Source organism: uncultured Corynebacterium sp., assembly GCF_947253065.1.
Classification (GTDB): domain Bacteria; phylum Actinomycetota; class Actinomycetes; order Mycobacteriales; family Mycobacteriaceae; genus Corynebacterium.
In genome coordinates this window covers 56,445-73,036 of sequence record NZ_CAMXWS010000004.1, presented here as the reverse complement: position 1 = coordinate 73,036, position 16,592 = coordinate 56,445, and the positions used below count along the sequence as shown (strand labels likewise).

The window sequence follows — 16,592 nt, the reverse complement described above, 5'->3', positions numbered from 1 at the left end:
GACGGGGGCGAAATGCGTGAAGCGACGAAGCTTACTTGAGGGTGACCTTTGCGCCAGCCTCTTCGAGCTTGGCCTTTGCAGCCTCAGCGTCGTCCTTGTTAGCGCCCTCGAGGATGGCCTTCGGTGCGCCCTCAACCATCTCCTTAGCGTCCTTCAGGCCCAGGCCGGAGACGATCTCGCGGACAGCCTTAATGACACCGATCTTCTTGTCGCCAGCGTCCTCGAGAACGACGTCGAACTCGTCCTTCTCCTCAGCAGCCGGAGCATCGCCAGCAGCGCCCGGAGCAGCTGCAACAGCAGCAACCGGAGCTGCAGCGGTCACGTCGAAGACCTCCTCGAATTCCTTCAGGAACTCGGAAAGTTCAATAAGGGTCATTTCCTTGAACTGCTCAATGAGCTCATCCTTGGAGAGCTTAGCCATGGTGGCTTCCTTTCTGTTGTGGCCTTATGTGGCCAGATGTTTGGTGTGCGTACTTGTTTTGGAAGTCGCCTTAAGCGGCGTCTTCCTGCTTGTCCTGCAGTGCGGCAACGAGTCGTGCCGTCTTGGATGCCGGAGCCTCGAAGAGGCCAGCAGCCTTCGCCAGAGAACCCTGGAATGCGCCAGCAAGCTTGGAAAGAGTGGTCTCGCGGTTGTCCATCTCTGCGACAGCATCCACCTGGGCTGCGTCGAGAGCGTTACCGTCCATGTAGCCGCCCTTGATAACGAAAGCCTCGTTACCCTTGGCGAACTTCTTCATGACCTTCGCAGCGTCCACCGTTGCGTCGCCCTTGATGAAAGCGACAGCAGTCGGACCGGTCAGGAGGTCATCGAGACCCTCGATACCGTGCTCATTAGCAGCGATCTTCACGAGGGTGTTCTTGGCGACGTGCAGTTCAACGTCAAATCCGAGCTCACCGCGCAGCTCCTGCAGCTGACCAACGGTCAGACCACGGTACTCGGTGAGGAAGACAGAGCTAGCATCCTTGAACTTGTCCTTCAAGGCAGCAAGCTCAGCAACATTCTTCGGGTTTGCCATGACACACGCCTCCTTCCCATTACTTCATGTCTTGTCCGCCCGGAGCAATGAAAATTGCCCCGTGCAGAAGCACGAGGCACAAGCGCTTTAAAGCGCGGAGGAATGCCACGTTTCTCCTGCGTGGGTCGATCCCTAGGGGATTCCTTCGACTCAACCGGATCAGATCCGGCCAAGTGACCGACGGTCTTCGGTGAAACTTGAGCTCGGGATCTCTCCCGTTCAAACTTCGGTTGGTTACTTTAACGTGCGTACTTTGATTTCTCCAAATCCTTGACCATGCGACGTGCAGCGTCGAACAACACAATGCCGCCGATGAGTGCCATCACACCAATGCCCAAGGCCAATCCGGACCAGAAACCGCCGGCTGTGAGAGAGGCGATCGCCCCTGCGCCATCGAGACTCGTGGGCTCTTCCCCTTCCCCACTTTGAGCCCCGTCATCGAGGTATTCGAGATTGTCCCCATCGATCGACGAGCGGATCGGTGAAGTTTCGCCCTCTTCCGACTCGACATTGTCATCTTCACCGTCGGCGCTTTCCGCCGCGTCTACGCTGTCCCCGCTGGCGGTGCCACCAGAGGCAACGCTGTTGTCAGCACTGGCTGCTGCCGGCTGCGGTACATCTTTGTTCTGGGCAGCACTGCTAGAGCTTGAGGTTGCAGCAACATTCGTCGACGCTGGCGCACCGACTGCATTAGTTGTTGCGGTTGTGTCCGTGCCGCCGGTGGTGCTGTTCATTTTCTTGGCAGGCTTTTCGACGGCACCGGCACGAGAAGCCTTCTTCGACTTATCGGCCTTGACGGTCTTCTTTGCCTCCTGGTCGGCTTGTTTGTTGGCTTTCTTATTCGCTTCGCCGATGGCTTTCAGACTCGCCTCGAGCTGCTTATCAAATTTCTTGATTGCACCTTCGACCATCCCAATGTCTTTGGATGTCCAAGGGTTGCTTCCGCTGGCACCGGCAGGGTCCTCGGGTTCGCCTGGGGGTTCAGGGGACTCCTCGTCTTCGGCACCACCGGGTTCTGCTCCGACACACAGTTCATCGACGTTGCCAATCTCTGCATAGCCAGCAGCCTTTGTTTTCTTCGCAGCCGCAATGGTGTCGTCGCCCACAAGGAATGGAACATCGAGGGTCTCATCAATATCAGTGCCGTTAACAGTCTTTCCCGTCACGCGGTATTGCACCGAGTAGTAACCAGGCGCATCGAAGCCGTAGGCCAGGTGGTCATGGGCATTCATCGGATACGAGAGTTTCCGGCTGCGGTCACCGGAATCCAGTTCGACCTTCAAACCAGACAACGATTCGTGCCAAGCGAGCATGCGACCCGGACCGGTGAAGTCACTGATGGATACCTCCACAGTGCTGCCCGCATCCAAGGTGCCCGGCGCGAGGTGCTCGGTGGAGAAACCAGGCCACGGCAGGCCCTTTTGCTGCGACTGGGGCAAGGTCCAGAGCGTCTCGGGTTTTCCCGGTAGCGCGTCACGGGTCGCACCCTTCGGGTTCGCCTTCGCTGTGTCAGGGACTTCCAAAGCAAAAGAGCCGCTTTCGCGAGAGACAGTTTTCCCGGGGGTTGAGCCGTCGCGAAGCGTGAATGACAGTGGCTTATCCCCACCGCCAGCAAGCGCGATATCGAGGTGTCCCTGTGAGATGAACGTATCGGGTTTACCGGCTAATGCCCGTGCCGCGTGACATTTTGAATCTTCGCTAGGCGTGCGGGGGTTGCTGGGTTCTTCAGGCTGCGGCTGCTCGGGGACCGTTGAGTCACCGCCATTACCCGCGGGTGTGGTGATGGGACGCAGTTCTGTTGTGGTTCCCTCCGGCAGGCCGACCTCTTCGTCGGACCCCACAAGCCAGTACTGGGTGACTGGCTCGGTGAGTTCCTGTGTGCCGTCTTCAATCTCAGCGCGGCCCTGCCAGGTAATCGCGTAGATGCCTGGTTTGGTGAATGTCCAGTTGAAGTGACCATGCGCACCAACCTCGTAGTCAATGCTGTGTTTCTCCTCATCCGCGCTATTGAAGACGTGCTCAACATCGCCTTCACCGCCGGAGCCGGCAAAGAAGATATTCATCTCCCCCGGGCCGGAGTAGTCCTTGAGATCAAAGTGCATCGTGTCGTCTGTGAAATTGTCCGGCACTTTGCCGTCGATCTCATGGTTCGGGTCAAATGCACCTAACCCAGCCCAGATCGGACGCCAATTATCAGTAAAGCTCACTGACTGCGGGGCAGACCACACCAGCGAGCCAGGCTCACCCAGGAAAGACAGATCTTTTGAATCGGGCACTGCGATGCGGCTCAGTTCCTTGCCTTCAGGATCCGCATCAGGAGCGAGACGGAAGCAGAGATCGTCCATGGGCACAACGGCCTGACCATCAACAGCCATGACGGCCAAGTTGTTATCCGCGTCGCGGGTGCCGTACAGCCCGTCGACGTGGGAGTGATAGGCCAGCTTCCTGCCGGCGCAGGGATGCTCGACCTCTTTACCGTCCTGTGCGGTCATCGTCGTGTCTGCGGGAAGATCCACCCCAAAGCCAGCATCGCCGGGGACATGGCTGGGGTCTACTTCATCGGCTGCGAAGACCACCGGACTGGTTAGCGCACCACTGCCGACAGCAAGAAACCCTACTGTAGCTACGGCGACCACACGGCGGGTTGAGAAACTAAGAACTGGAAACTGCATCAACAGTCATCCTTTCTTTCGGGTCGCGGTTACGGATGCGCTCAGCAACGAGTCCTTGTTGGGGAGAAAACAGCCAGCTGAGAACAAAAATCGCGGTCAGACACAGCACGACGGTGGCACCCGTCGGGGTGTCGTATGCCCAGGACAGCCAAACACCAAGCACAGAACCGGTGACACCGGCACCGGCAGCGAGCGCCATCATGATGCTGAGCTTGTCCGTGTACATTCGGGCGATCGCGGCTGGGGTAACCAGCAGCGCGACGACGAGAATGTTGCCGATCGTGCGCACCGAGATCACCACCGCGGTGGTCACTGCCAGGTACAGCAACAGATCGAGCGCCAGCACAGGGAGGTTCATGGAGCGCGCAGTCTCACGGTCAAGGCTCACCGCTGTCAACCACGGCTGCAGCCCAATGATCAGTACGACGATGACTGTCCCGGCGGCCAAGGAGACCCACATGTCATTGGTGGACACACCGGTCAGCGAACCGAACAAGAACGATGTCAGTGAGGCGGTATACCCCTCCACCCGGGAGATGATCACCAGCCCCAGCGCAAAAGCAGCCGCGAAGAAAATACCGATCACGGTGTCTTCTTTCACCCTTTCACGCTGTGAGAACACCGCAATGAGCACGGCCACCACCATGCCCGAAACAGCACCACCAAGCAGCACTGAAACCTGCAGAGCGAATGCCACTGCAAGCCCCGGGAACACCGCGTGAGCGACAGCATCGCCAATGAACGCCATGCCACGCAGCACCACATAGCACCCCACCACCGCGCACACTACCGATGCGATCACCGCGACGATCAGGGCACGAGGCAGAAAGCTCAACTGTGGGTTTGTTAAATCAATCAGGAATTGCAAAAAGCTGATCTCAGGCATGGACACCTCCCCGATCCTGAGCGGTATCTGCAAAATCCAGCCCGATCCCAGCGAGCCAACGCGAGTGCGAGTCCACCCCGAAAGTCATTGACCACGGCTCAGGTTCAGCGAGCTCGTCAGGTGCGCCGTCGGCGACGATCCCGCGGTTGAACAGCACCAAACGGTCGCAGGAATGGACGGCCTCAGCGATATTGTGGGTGGACATCACCACAGCCACTCCATCGTCTACAAGCTGCCGAAACAGATCTAGAAGTTGCTCGGTAGTGGGGATGTCGAGGCCGGTGAACGGTTCGTCGAGAAGCAAAAGCTCCGGGTTGCGCGCCAACGCACGTGCAACAAGGACGCGTTGCCGTTGGCCGCCCGAAAGCTTTCCCACAGGGCGATCGCGCAGCTCCCACAGGCCGACTTGCTCAACAGCTTTCGCTGCGGCGATGTGATCCACGCGGCCCGCCGGGCGCCACCACGGACGCAGACCGAGCCTTCCGCCTAGCACCATCGAATAGACATCGATGGGAAAATCCCAGGCCACCGAGTGCCGCTGTGGAACATAGCCCACCGCACGACGAGCAGCCTTGCCTATCCGTCGCGCAATCAACACTGTCCCGGCGCGCACTGGCACAAGCCCGAGCAGCGCACGCATCAACGTTGTTTTGCCTGCACCATTCGGCCCGAGCAAGCCCACGAATTCTCCAGCACGGACGGAGAAATCCACTCGCTCGAAAATCCGAGTCGCGCCGTAATTCACGCCGACGCCTTTCGCAACAACAACGGATTTTTGCAGGTAATCTCCCATTAGCGCTCCCTGCCGATCGATTCTTCCGCCTCATTGCGCGCTGCACGCGCGCGCCGCAAAATCACGGAGCTCAATACGCCAAGGAGCACGGCTGCAACAGCCAGCCCGCCAAGCACCCACAGCACGGGAGACACCGCGCTTTCTTGCTTATCGACGTCCTGCTGTTGCTCCCCATCCGCGGTCCGCCACGGACCAGTGAATTCGGCATTAGCCGCCTGCTGCACATCAGCGCCGTCACCAACTGCAAAGCGCACGACCTGCTCGGAGGCGTGCTCCGCGCCGTCTTTGTCTTTGACCACCGCGCGGACACCGACGAGATGAACACCCGGCTTTGTGAATACCCAATTGGCATGCGTGTGCGTGTTCAGCTCAACCCACATCGGCTGATTGCCCTTCAGCCGCGAGTTCCACAGCTGCTGCGGCTCACTGAAACCACCCGTCTGCAAAAACAGGGAGAAGTCCCCCTCACCTTCATGGCCACCGAATTCAAGGTTGACTCCCCTATCGGTGGTGTCCACCACCTTGGGCGACTGAGTATTCCACCCCAACCACGGGACACCTTGGATCTCATTTTGTGGAACCACCCACACCTCATCGCCGCCCTTCGCACCGGTGAAGTCAAAGTCTTCGCCCTCTGGAAGGGTCTGCTTTGCCTCATCAGAAACCTCGAAGACGACATCCTCCAAATGGCGCCACACCGGTGGCACCTGCGAATCATCACGCACCATGAACGTCAATTCCCCGTCCACGTATAACGGGCCGAGGTCTGCATGCCCAGCGGAGATCACCACCTTTTCTCCCAGTGGTGCGATCTTTTCGTCCTCCTGCACCGTCTGCTGCAGGGCTGGGTCAGTGTCTGAATTTTGGGCGAGGGCTAACGGGGCGTCGATAAGCGGTGCCCCGAAAAGCCCTGCTGTGAGGACGGATGCTGCGATGCTGGTTCGAATATTCATGAGTTTTTCCTTTCTGGGGCGGGATTCGTGGGCGCCAAACAGCTGGCGAGTGATTGGGCATTGGCCTGCATGAAGTCGATGTAGCTGCGTGCAGGGCCTTTCCCGGGTGGGTCCAGCGCGTCGCCCCAGATCGTGCACACGCGAATCCCGAGTCTTCCCGCCACTTGCGTGAGCTCTGCTGGATGACTCTGTGCCGCTGGTTCAAGGAAGACTGCCGGGACGTGGAGGTTTTCCAACGTGCGGGTCAACGCGATGACATCGCGCGGGCTGGGCTCCACCGACGGGTTCGGGCTGACATACCCCGCAAGGGTGAGCCCATACGCATCAGCGAGATAGCCATAACCGTCGTGCGTGGTGACCAAATTGCGGTTACCCTGGGGGATTGTCCCCAGCATCTGTTTCATCTCCCTGTCGAGTGTGTCCAGCTCGGCGAGGTAGCGCTCCGCGTTGGTGCTGTAGTCCGCACTGTGCTGTGGGTCTGTTGCGCTCAGCTCGTCGCGTATCACCTTGACCACTGCCTTTACGGCCTCGACGTCGTGCCAGAAATGCGGGTCATACTCACCGTGAACGTGCTTGCCCAGGACTGCCTGTGGGAGCAGATACGTCTCGTCGCCTGGGTTTCCCAAGAAGCGGTACTCGCGCCCGGCCGGCACCTCCTGAAGCGTTGCACTCGGGACGGCGATCACCGTTGTGTCCGGGTCATATTCATGGCGCGTGGACTGCGTGACCCCACGTCGGTCGCTTTTCGGCGCATCCCCGAGCAACGAAATCCCGCCGGCATAATCGCGACCGAATTCCGCTGTAATGTCCACGTGGCCGTGATCAAGCACCTCTGCGCCCGCCACCGCTGCGTGCGGATCAACTCCGACCGCAACAGTGAATGTTTGCTCCTGGAGCGCAGTCGGCTCCGCGTTCACGTCCGCGCGTGCCTTCGCACCGACGGTGAGTTTATACACCCCCGGCTTACTGAACGCCCAGCTCACATGTGTATGCGCATCCACCGGAAGCGTCGTCGAATCTTCCTTATTCGTGCCATCAGCGGAATTGAAGAGCAACTCCGGGGTGCCAAAAGTGCCAACGATGTACGCGGCCACCTCCCCTGGCCCTTCAACATTGGTGAGCTCCAGATCAGCAACCGCCATTTTGGACACGACTGCATTGTCTTCCTCTGGGACGGCAACGCGCAGGCCCAACCAGGGTGCGTCCAAGCCTGCATCCTCCACGAGGAGCCGCGGTTGGAAACCGTGCCGTTGCGCCTGCTCCGCAACAGGAACGACAGGCGCGTTCTCCGGCACCGTGGTCTCGACGGTGCGTTGCAACTGCCGAGGCTCCAGCAGCAACCCGTTGGTGAATACCGCATCCGCATAGGCAATCTCACGCACTGCTCGCAGTCCGAGTTCGTAGCTATGCGCATCAGCTCCCGCTGGGATCAGGCCAGTCACGTCCGCGGCGTCACCGGCGACATGAGAGACAATGTCAGCCAGAATTGATGTCGTAGCCACGACCTTCGTCTTATCTTCGGCATCTTCTGATGCAGAAGACGGTCCGCTGCACCCAGCAAGTGCTGTCACCATCCCCAACGCCACTACTGCGCGTGCGCTGCGCTGCCAACTCATCCGAAGAGTTTCCTAGAAATACGGATCATGCCGGCACCGAACGCCAACACACCAACACCCAAGATGGCGAACGGCAAAGTCATGATCGACATGCCCGTGTCCGCGAGGCTGCCACCAGCAGCACCGGACGCTGCATCGGCGCTACCTCCGCTTCCACCGGTTCCGCCTGCAGCACTGTCGCTAGAGCAACTGCCTTGGGGATCAAAGACCGTACCGAAATCAAAGTGCCCGCTATCAGCGTTGCCCTTCCCGCCGACGACGAACGTCAAGGTGGCGGATCCACTCACGGTCTCACCACTCTTTGTCTTCGCGGACTGCTTCACCGTCACCTTGTAGGTGCCTTCCTTGCCGAAGACCCACGACGGGTGCACGTGCGTATTTCCCGGAATCGTGTGGCTGCCCTGTGCCTTGCCGTTGCTAGCACGGAACCATTCCTCGCCAACCACCTGGCCGAGCCCGCCTTGGGTGAACACTGCCATCGGTCCCGGACCGTCAAATTTGGTGATTTCCCACGTCACTTCGCCAGTAGTGTTTTGAATCAGCGATTCGTGCTGAGTATTCGCCCCCAACCACGGAACACCGGCCTGCTGAACGGAGCCAATCATCCACACATTCCCCGCCGGAACCGGTCCGACCGCCTGTGGCAGTTTCGCTTTCGCCTCGTTGCCCAGACCGAAGGTAAGACCCGCCGGGTCCTTCCACTCGGCTGGCGAGGTCCGATCATCCTTCACCCGCGGCACCAAAGCAGCGGTGCATTTCTCGCTAGCTTCTCCAGCCTGCTGGCCAGAAGCTGTCTTGCTACCCAACGCAGTGCTGTTGTTCGCGGCTGATCCCTTGTTCGAAGACTCATTTTTTCCGGCGTTCTTCGCCGTAGTCTTCGACGTCCCCGGTTCGGAGGCACCGTTGCTCATAGCTGTCGCAGAACGGTCTTTATTAGTTGTCCCGGTGCCAGACTCTGCGTCCTCGCCGGATCCTTCACCGCCCACCTGCCACGTGTACGTTGCTTCATTCGACTCCACGCCGTCGGCGCTAGCCTTCACTGTCATCGTGTAGGTACCTGGCTTGGTAAACAGCCAGTTGGTATGAACGTGCGACGGTTCTTCCTGCTCAATGACACTGCCGGGGGTCAACGCCAGCTCGCCGCCCGCGAGTACGGAGGCAACATCGCCAAAGCCCTTCTGCTGGAAGAGATACACCTCGCCCGGTCCATCAACCTCTTCAAACGTGATGTCAACAGCATCAAACCCGCCGGACTTCACATCGTTTGTGTCCCAACCGGGCCAGAGTTTGTCGGCTTCCTGGGTCTGTGGCAGGAGATAGCCACTCTCGCCGATCTGCGCAACGCCAGCCGTCACATCGGTCTTGGTGTTCTCCCCCACCTCGAGCAGAACATCCTTCGGATCGTGAGTCTGGTGCTGGCCAGTCACGTCCTCTCGAAGGTCGAGTTTGAGCTGCCCACCGCTGGCCGAGACGTGAAAGACATCCACATGCCCGCGGTGCAAAGTCAGTTCAGCTGCATGCACGTAGCCCGCTCCCGCTGCGAGTGCCAGAATGCCACTAATCACCACAACGACAGCTCGAAGAACGGCTTTACCAGCGCGTTCCAGCACGTCTTCGCCTTTATGAGGGACTCGTCCTACTCCTGTATCTACGCGCGACACTTCGTCGTTCCTCTTTTCATTTTGCGAGAAATGAACGCACGTTAGATTACGTCAATTGAAAACAGTTTTCATAACAGAGTGGCGACGCTACCCACATTTGGTGGTAACTGTTTTCAATAAGGCCGACCTTTTCCACCACAGGCGGAAATCAGTTCTTTTTCTTAGCCGGATCCTCCAAGCCGAGAAGTTCGAACGCGAGCGATTCAATGTCCGTATATGAGTCAGCCACGACAAAAGACGCTCGCTGTTTGTCCGTGTCGAGCAGCAACATCGACGAGAACCCGAGTGTTCCGCCGTTATGCCAATACAGACCAGTACCTGCAATGTTCATCCAAGTGAAACGGAAATTGTCCCGCTCAAGCGCATATGCGGCATATTTCGCCATATCGGCGGCAGTGGACCGCACCCCACCAGAAGGAGCCGTGCCGTCCATTTCCCATGCCTGGACACGCTGCCCAAGCACAGACACCCCTCGCGGCTTATCAGGCCCCACAGTGCCGGGCAGGGCCACGTAGGTCTCCCCCAACCCCAACGGGTCGAACATGCGCTGCTTGATCAACTCGGGATAACTCATCCCCGCACCTTCGGCCAATAACAACCCCAGCAAGTCGTGGCCAAGGTTCGAGTAAATCTCGGTACCGCACCCTTCCAACTGTGCTGCTACCGCTTGATCGATGACATCCCCAGGGGTGATACCCACGTCGGGGTTCAAGCCCAGCACCGCCCTGACCCTGTTGCTCAGTCTTTGCTTTCCCGTCCTCGGCAGACCGGAGGTGTGGTTGGCTAGTTCCGCCAGCGTCACCGCCGCCACTGCTGTGCCTCGCACCCGGTCCCCAAGCAGATCCTCCACGGTTGTGTCGGAGGTAGCCTCACCCAATTCAATCGCTTGCTCCAGAAGATCAGCATTGAATGTCTTCGTAACTGACCCGATTTCAAACTCGGTGTGCTCATCTGCCCCGAGCCCAGCGAAACGGGCACACCCATCTTCGAGGACGAATGCCGCGATGTTGTGCAGTGGGTAGACGGATTTACCCGCTTCAGCGACCAACGCAGCGAGCAACCCCGCCAAGCGCTGATCACCGGTTTGGTTTTGTGAAAGAGCAACGCGCTTCAGCATGACAGCCAGTCATACCCGCTCTGTTCGCTGCTTACCACTGGCGGTAAGCCACCAAAACGTTTTCGCTTTATATGGCCTGCCTCTGCGAGCGGCGGTTGTCGAGGATCTCTTGCAAAGCAGCCCCATTCCTTGCCCACCGGGCATATTCCCCCGCAGTGAACCCAAGGAATTCTTCGAGCGAAATGTTCTCACTTCCGGAGGCATCATCGTGCCACGCTTCGACCCAGTCGTCGACATCGTCCGGCCGCACGTTTCCGTCGAGACATGCCTCCACAAAAGTCTTAAACATCGATCCTCCTCCCTTTCACTGCCGGGCCAATTAGTTCGCCTGAGATCACGTCAAACACTCCAATGTGCTTTCCTTGCAGGTTATAGCCCTCAATATGTCCATGCAAGGGGTCATACTCAAAAATACGTTTGGCGTTCCGGTCCCTCCAACGAGGTGCACCACGCCCGCGGACTTTTTCCAAACTGTTGACAAAGCTTTTCCTCGGTCGAGGAATATAACTCGCGGCCAAAACGCCCCCCCTTCCGTCTACATAGTTAGACGGCACGGAGTCGCAATCGGTTCCATTCCGATACCGACCCCACACGCACCAGCCTTCCGGCAGACATTGGGATGACCCCTAGCATAAAGCCACCAAAGCAAAAGACCCCGCCGAAGCGGGGTCAAATGCACGAGGTAAATAGGAGGCTTACGCCTCACACCATTTACGCCTCGGTGTAGTTCTTCTGCACGTGGGTGTCCACCGGAACGCCAGGGCCCTGGGTTGCAGAGACGGTGACCTTCTTCAGGTAGATGCCCTTGGCGGATGCCGGCTTGAGACGCAGCACCTCGTCCAGGAGAGCGCCGTAGTTCTCAGCGAGCTGCTCCGGGGTGAAGGATGCCTTGCCGATCAGAGCGTGGAGGTTGGAAGCCTTGTCCACGCGGAAGGCGATCTTGCCGCCCTTGGACTCGGAGACAGCCTTTGCCACATCCGGGGTGACGGTGCCGGTCTTCGGGTTCGGCATCAGACCACGCGGGCCGAGGACGCGAGCAACGCGACCGACCTTAGCCATCTGATCCGGGGTAGCAATTGCAACGTCGAAGTCGATGTTGCCTGCGTTGATCTGCTCGATCAGCTCGTCGGAACCGACGATGTCAGCGCCAGCTTCCTGAGCCTTGGTAGCGTTCTCGCCCTCAGCGAAGACTGCAACGCGGACGGTCTTACCGGTGCCGTTCGGCAGGTTGACGGTGCCGCGGACCAGCTGGTCAGCCTTGCGCGGGTCGACGGACAGACGCATTGCAACGTCGATGGTCGAATCGTACTTGTCGGATGCGGTTTCCTTAGCCAGCTTGACTGCCTCGAGCGGGGTGTAGACCTTCTCGCGGTCAACCTTTGCCAGCTTCTCGGCATAAGCCTTGGAGTGCTTCTTGGCCATTTTGTTTTCCTTACTTGTCAGATACTGACGTGTCAGTAGTTGGAATTGTGGTGCGGGTCAGACCAGACCCTTCCACGGGCGAGGTACATGTGCGCCCCGCCGATGAGGTGAAGGTGTTTTACTTCTTCACTTCGATGCCCATGGAGCGAGCGGTGCCGGCGATGATGGCGGCGCCTGCCTCGATGTCACGAGCGTTGAGGTCATTCTTCTTGGTCTCAGCGATTTCCTTGCACTGGTCCCAGGTCACAGAGCCGACCTTGTCAGTGTGCGGAACGCCGGAGCCCTTCTGGATACCAGCAGCCTTGAGCAGCAGCTTCGCAGCCGGTGGGGACTTCAGGATGAAGTCGAAGGAGCGGTCTTCGTAGACGGTGATCTCCACCGGGATGATGTTGCCGCGCATGGACTCGGTCGCAGCGTTGTATGCCTTGGTGAACTCGACGATGTTGACGCCGTGTGCACCGAGGGCCGGACCGACCGGCGGTGCCGGGTTAGCCATACCAGCCTCGATCTGCAGTTTGATCAGGCCGGTGACCTTCTTCTTAGCCATCGGATTACCTCTTTCCTAGGTACAGGCCCAAGCCACGATGAATAACTGGGCCTTCCGGATGCCACGTACAAGCATTTCGCTTATCGACGCAGCCACCGGGGACAAACGTTTTCACGCACCTACCTGTGGCAGGCACGATCGATAAGTGTATGTCACTTCTGCCCACTAGCTCAAATCGCAAAAGACCCAGCCGGAGCCGGGTCTTCATGCGTTTAGGGAGCGGAACGCTACATGATGCGTTCGATCTGATCGGCAGTGAGCTCGACCGGGGTCTCACGACCAAAGATGGACACGAGTGCCTGGATCTTGCCGGTCTCCGGATCGATCTCGTTGATGGTTGCGGACACGCTGGCGAGTGCACCGGAGAGAATGGTGACTGCCTCGCCGACCTCGAAGTCGTGAGCGACCTTTGGCTTTGCCTCTTCTTCCGGCATTGCCACGACGGTCTCGCCCTCGGCATTCGCATCGGTCTTGGACAGGTCATCCTCGACCTTCGGTTCCTTCGGCATGAGGAATTTAGCAACGTCGCGGTGCTTGACCGGGGTTGCATTGCCCTCGTTACCAACAAACGAGGTCACGCCCGGGGTCTCGCGGACAACGGACCACGCCGCGTCGTTAAGATCCATGCGGACAAGGACGTAGCCCGGCAGCAGCTTGCGCTTGACCAGCTTCTTCTTGCCATCCTTGAGTTCGAGTGCCTGCTCGATCGGGACGACGACGTCGTAGATGGAGTCCTCAACCTCAAGGGTCTGGATACGCATGTCCAGGTTGGTCTTCACCTTGTTCTCGTAGCCCGAGTAGGACTGGATGATGTACCACTGGCCCGGCAACTTCTTCAGCTCGCGTGTGTACTTGCGCAGGCGAGCCTTGTATTCAGCGTCAGCGCTCTCCTCCGGCTCTGCAGCCAGTGCAGCTTCCGGATCAGCTGCAGGTTCATCCTTGGCATCGGACTCAGAAACATCGCCCTCGGCTACCATTTCCTCGCTCTGGAGCTCTGTGGTGTCGGGAGCATCAGCTGTGTTTTCAGTCGCGTCTGCTTCGGTGACTTCCGGGTCAGTGGACTCCTGCACGGCGCCGCCCTCGGCGACCATTTCAGCTTCGTTGGCTTCTACGCTGAACTCGTTATCCTCGGCCATTTCCGCTCCTTGAAGTCGGGCACGCGCCGATGTCGAAAAACTGGCGCGCATGTTTAGTGGTGTTCTCGTCCTAATGGTTGCCCAGCTTACCTGCCGGGCGAAAAACTGATCCCGCCTTACCCAGTGTCTGGGCGGCGGGATATTTTCTCGTAAGCGCGATTATAGCCTAAGGCACTAGCACCTTTTCAACTACCCAGGCTGCCCCCTGGTCGACGCCCCACACGAGTGCGGTGAGAACAATCAGGAAGCCAAACACGATGAGGGTGTAGTTGAGCATCTGCTTGCTGGTCGGCCAGACGACCTTGCGCATTTCGCCAACAACTTCGCCAGGGAATGCGGCCACGCCATTGCCCGGCTTGTCATTGTCCTCAGCGGCGGTCTTATCGACGCGCTTCGCTTCATACGAATCAGAGGTGACGGAGCTAGCGCCACTGCGCTGGCGCTTGCCGGTCGGCTTAGCGGTATTCCGTCCAGGCTGGTTATCAGTCACAGCTCTCCTCGACTTGGTCTATTTGGCAGGGGCGACAGGACTCGAACCTGCAACCTACGGTTTTGGAGACCGTTGCGCTACCAATTGCGCCACGCCCCTAGGTGCACTGCTTTCACTGCCGACGCCCGATTTCTCGGACTGCCCGGCTGACAGTACGCCAACCCTACCACGGCACCTAGGTGGTTCCCGGTGAGGGTGAGCACATCTTGCCGGTGAAAACACCGGTGAGATGAGTAGCGATGGAGAGAATTGAACTCTCGACACAGCGATTATGAGTCGCTTGCTCTACCACTGAGCTACACCGCCATGTGTTCGCTGTCGCCAGCAAACAACAGAGCCCCCTAACAGAATCGAACTGTTGACCTTCTCCTTACCATGGAGACGCTCTGCCGACTGAGCTAAGGGGGCTTAAGCCTCTTAAGCGTTACCCGCTCGTTTGAAGCCTTTGAAAGATTAACCCGTCTTATACGTTCGACACAAATCGCCAGGCTAATGCGCGTTTTCAGTGCTTCTATAACGCTTATAACGTGCGCTATAGAAACCCTTTTTCGCCCTCAAAAAATGAACGAAAAAGGGATCAGCCCAATTGGCTTAAAACGCCTGTTCACCAGCTAGAACGGCAGCTTGATGTCCAGATTGAGGTTATCCTTCGCCCACTTTGCAATGGGAGCAGCGGACAGCACGCCTGCAATGAAGGCCAACACTGCTCCGAAGACAGCACCGACGATGACACCGACATTGGCATTTTCACTGGAAGAGCTACTGTTTGCGCCATCAGAACAATCAACGGTCTTCGTATCCTGCGCACCGCGCAGTGAGATACCGTCGGCCACACCATCGTCAGCCCAGAGGAAACGAGTAGTCTCCGCGGCCTTGCCGTCAACGCATTCACCAGTCGAGGTGAACGATGCGAAGCCCTCGTTAGCCAGGTTGGCAAACTCGGCCGGACGTGCCTGGATCTCAGATGCCGGGGCAAATTCAGTGCCGTTGTGGGACAGGAGGATGGACTGACCGTCACAGGCTTCGTCGCAAAGCACGCGGAGCTGCTTGTCCTGCTGGCGGTAATCAAGCGCCATGACGCCGGAAAACGGCGACTGGTAGGTCTGCTTGAGTTCAAAGGTGCCGTCTTCCTTCAGATCGAGGAAGTAAACCTTGCCGTCTGCCTCGACACCAACTGCGAAGAGCTTCTGCTCCGGGAGGTAAGCGATGGCTTCCAAGCCGGAGTTCGCCTCGATCTCGCCGACGACCTCTTTCAGGTTCCACTCGTGAGTAGCTTTGAGCTCTTCCGCGCCCTCCTGAACCTCAAAGCGGAGGACGGACGGACGAGAGACCTTCTTGTCATCGTTATTACGCTCAGTGGACACATAAATCGCGCCGTCCGGGCCGACCGTGACACCCTCGGTATCCAGGGCACCCGTTCCATCGGCGTACTTCAGCGTCCAGGTACCCGCGAGCGTGTACTTCTTGTCAGCCTCGTTGTAGTCGAGGGCGTAGAGCTTGCCGGAGCCATTGTTCACTACCCATGCGCGACCGTTCTCATCGAAGTCTACGCCGGACATGTCCTCGCCGGCGAAATCGCCGCCAAGGTCAATGTCATAGGAATTGTCGTACGGCCACGGTTCAACTGGCTTTTCCGGGGTGTCCGGGGTTTCTTCTTCACTGTCAGCAGCCTTGTTCTTCAGCTGCTTGGTGGCCTCGCCGGTGATAGCGAAATCACCGGTCATGTCAGGGACACGGCCCCAGGTGGAATCGGCTTTATCGGGGAAGTCCCAGGCGGTTTCGTCGATAAGCTTCTTGCTCGCGTCAAAAAGGCGGACCTGATCTTTCTTGCCCCCTAGCCCGAATCCTTCCGAGCCGTCCGGAGTCTGGTTCTTGGTGTGGATGATGTAGTAGCCACCGGACTCGATTGTCGTGTTCTCCGGAATGACGATCGGAGCGTGGGAATCATCATCGTCCAAGATGGACCAGCCGGAGATATCGATGTCCTCGTTCGGGTTGGTGTTGGCCAGCTCAACCCAGTCCGGGGAGCCATTAGCCTCAACCTCGTTAATCACGATCGATGAGGTTGCATCAGCAGCAACGGCAACTGGAACAGCGAAACCAGACAGGATAAGAGCAGCAGTCGCAGGCAGAGCGAGCGCAGCGCGGAAACGGGAACGGGACACAGGAACTTCCTTCAAAACGTCGAAAACTTGTCAGTGCGCGTTTGAAAATAGCCCCGATTTTTGAACATGCTGCGACATGAAAGTGACACCAACATGAAATGAAAAAACACGCACCGTG

The 16,592-nt window shown here is 58.4% G+C and carries 16 protein-coding genes and 3 tRNA genes; all 19 read right to left on the bottom strand.

All coding sequences use genetic code 11. From position 1 onward, the window contains the following. Nucleotides 1-31: 31 nt before the first annotated feature. Nucleotides 32-421, bottom strand: coding sequence for a 50S ribosomal protein L7/L12 (gene rplL / locus Q0X21_RS02155; protein ID WP_297850053.1), 390 nt, complete (start codon nt 419-421; stop codon nt 32-34). A 70-nt stretch (nt 422-491) separates the two neighbouring features. Beyond that, nucleotides 492-1,016, bottom strand: coding sequence for a 50S ribosomal protein L10 (gene rplJ, locus Q0X21_RS02150; protein ID WP_297850052.1), 525 nt, complete (start codon nt 1,014-1,016; stop codon nt 492-494). Between the two features lie 239 nt (nt 1,017-1,255). Next, nucleotides 1,256-3,688, bottom strand: coding sequence for a choice-of-anchor M domain-containing protein (locus tag Q0X21_RS02145; protein WP_297850051.1), 2,433 nt, complete (start codon nt 3,686-3,688; stop codon nt 1,256-1,258). Next, nucleotides 3,669-4,574, bottom strand: a complete 906-nt coding sequence (locus tag Q0X21_RS02140; RefSeq protein WP_297850050.1) for an anchored repeat-type ABC transporter permease subunit — start codon at nt 4,572-4,574, stop codon at nt 3,669-3,671. Before Q0X21_RS02140 ends, Q0X21_RS02145 begins: the two co-directional genes overlap by 20 nt. Further along, entirely contained in the window at nt 4,567-5,367 is an 801-nt protein-coding gene (locus Q0X21_RS02135; RefSeq protein ID WP_297850049.1) for an anchored repeat-type ABC transporter ATP-binding subunit, read from the bottom strand. The genes Q0X21_RS02140 and Q0X21_RS02135 overlap by 8 nt, the downstream gene beginning before the upstream one ends. Beyond that, a complete protein-coding gene (locus tag Q0X21_RS02130; RefSeq protein WP_297850048.1) occupies nt 5,367-6,320 on the bottom strand; it encodes a choice-of-anchor M domain-containing protein in 954 nt (317 codons plus the stop codon). The genes Q0X21_RS02135 and Q0X21_RS02130 overlap by 1 nt, the downstream gene beginning before the upstream one ends. After that, nucleotides 6,317-7,936 (bottom strand): anchored repeat ABC transporter, substrate-binding protein, encoded by a 1,620-nt coding sequence (locus Q0X21_RS02125; RefSeq protein WP_297850047.1) that lies wholly within the window; start codon nt 7,934-7,936, stop codon nt 6,317-6,319. The genes Q0X21_RS02130 and Q0X21_RS02125 overlap by 4 nt, the downstream gene beginning before the upstream one ends. Beyond that, the gene (locus Q0X21_RS02120; protein ID WP_297850046.1) at nt 7,933-9,546 is read right to left on the bottom strand and encodes a TIGR03773 family transporter-associated surface protein; all 1,614 of its coding nucleotides are present in this window, start codon (nt 9,544-9,546) and stop codon (nt 7,933-7,935) included. The genes Q0X21_RS02125 and Q0X21_RS02120 overlap by 4 nt, the downstream gene beginning before the upstream one ends. Nucleotides 9,547-9,745: 199 nt before the next feature. Beyond that, nucleotides 9,746-10,714, bottom strand: coding sequence for a serine hydrolase (locus Q0X21_RS02115; RefSeq protein ID WP_297850045.1), 969 nt, complete (start codon nt 10,712-10,714; stop codon nt 9,746-9,748). A gap of 67 nt (nt 10,715-10,781) precedes the next feature. After that, nucleotides 10,782-11,003 carry a hypothetical protein gene (locus tag Q0X21_RS02110; RefSeq protein ID WP_297850044.1) on the bottom strand — a complete coding sequence of 74 codons (222 nt, stop codon included), beginning with the start codon at nt 11,001-11,003 and terminating at the stop codon, nt 10,782-10,784. Continuing rightward, complete coding sequence (locus Q0X21_RS10335; protein WP_367172636.1) at nt 10,996-11,268, bottom strand: colicin E3/pyocin S6 family cytotoxin; 273 nt, start codon at nt 11,266-11,268, stop codon at nt 10,996-10,998. Before Q0X21_RS10335 ends, Q0X21_RS02110 begins: the two co-directional genes overlap by 8 nt. Before the next feature lie 157 nt (nt 11,269-11,425). Beyond that, a complete protein-coding gene (rplA, locus tag Q0X21_RS02105; RefSeq protein ID WP_297850043.1) occupies nt 11,426-12,136 on the bottom strand; it encodes a 50S ribosomal protein L1 in 711 nt (236 codons plus the stop codon). Nucleotides 12,137-12,254: 118 nt separating this feature from the next. After that, nucleotides 12,255-12,683, bottom strand: coding sequence for a 50S ribosomal protein L11 (gene rplK / locus Q0X21_RS02100; RefSeq protein ID WP_297850042.1), 429 nt, complete (start codon nt 12,681-12,683; stop codon nt 12,255-12,257). Nucleotides 12,684-12,910: 227 nt separating this feature from the next. After that, the gene (nusG, locus tag Q0X21_RS02095; RefSeq protein WP_367172640.1) at nt 12,911-13,774 is read right to left on the bottom strand and encodes a transcription termination/antitermination protein NusG; all 864 of its coding nucleotides are present in this window, start codon (nt 13,772-13,774) and stop codon (nt 12,911-12,913) included. A 211-nt stretch (nt 13,775-13,985) separates the two neighbouring features. Then, complete coding sequence (secE, locus tag Q0X21_RS02090) at nt 13,986-14,309, bottom strand: preprotein translocase subunit SecE (protein ID WP_297850040.1); 324 nt, start codon at nt 14,307-14,309, stop codon at nt 13,986-13,988. A 23-nt stretch (nt 14,310-14,332) separates the two neighbouring features. Further along, nucleotides 14,333-14,408, bottom strand: a tRNA-Trp gene (locus Q0X21_RS02085). Nucleotides 14,409-14,543: 135 nt separating this feature from the next. Beyond that, a tRNA-Met gene (locus Q0X21_RS02080) sits at nt 14,544-14,615 on the bottom strand. Between the two features lie 29 nt (nt 14,616-14,644). After that, nucleotides 14,645-14,717, bottom strand: a tRNA-Thr gene (locus tag Q0X21_RS02075). Nucleotides 14,718-14,920: 203 nt separating this feature from the next. After that, nucleotides 14,921-16,474: a lamin tail domain-containing protein gene (locus Q0X21_RS02070; RefSeq protein WP_297850039.1), complete on the bottom strand. Its 1,554-nt coding sequence runs from the start codon at nt 16,472-16,474 to the stop codon at nt 14,921-14,923. Nucleotides 16,475-16,592: the final 118 nt, after the last annotated feature.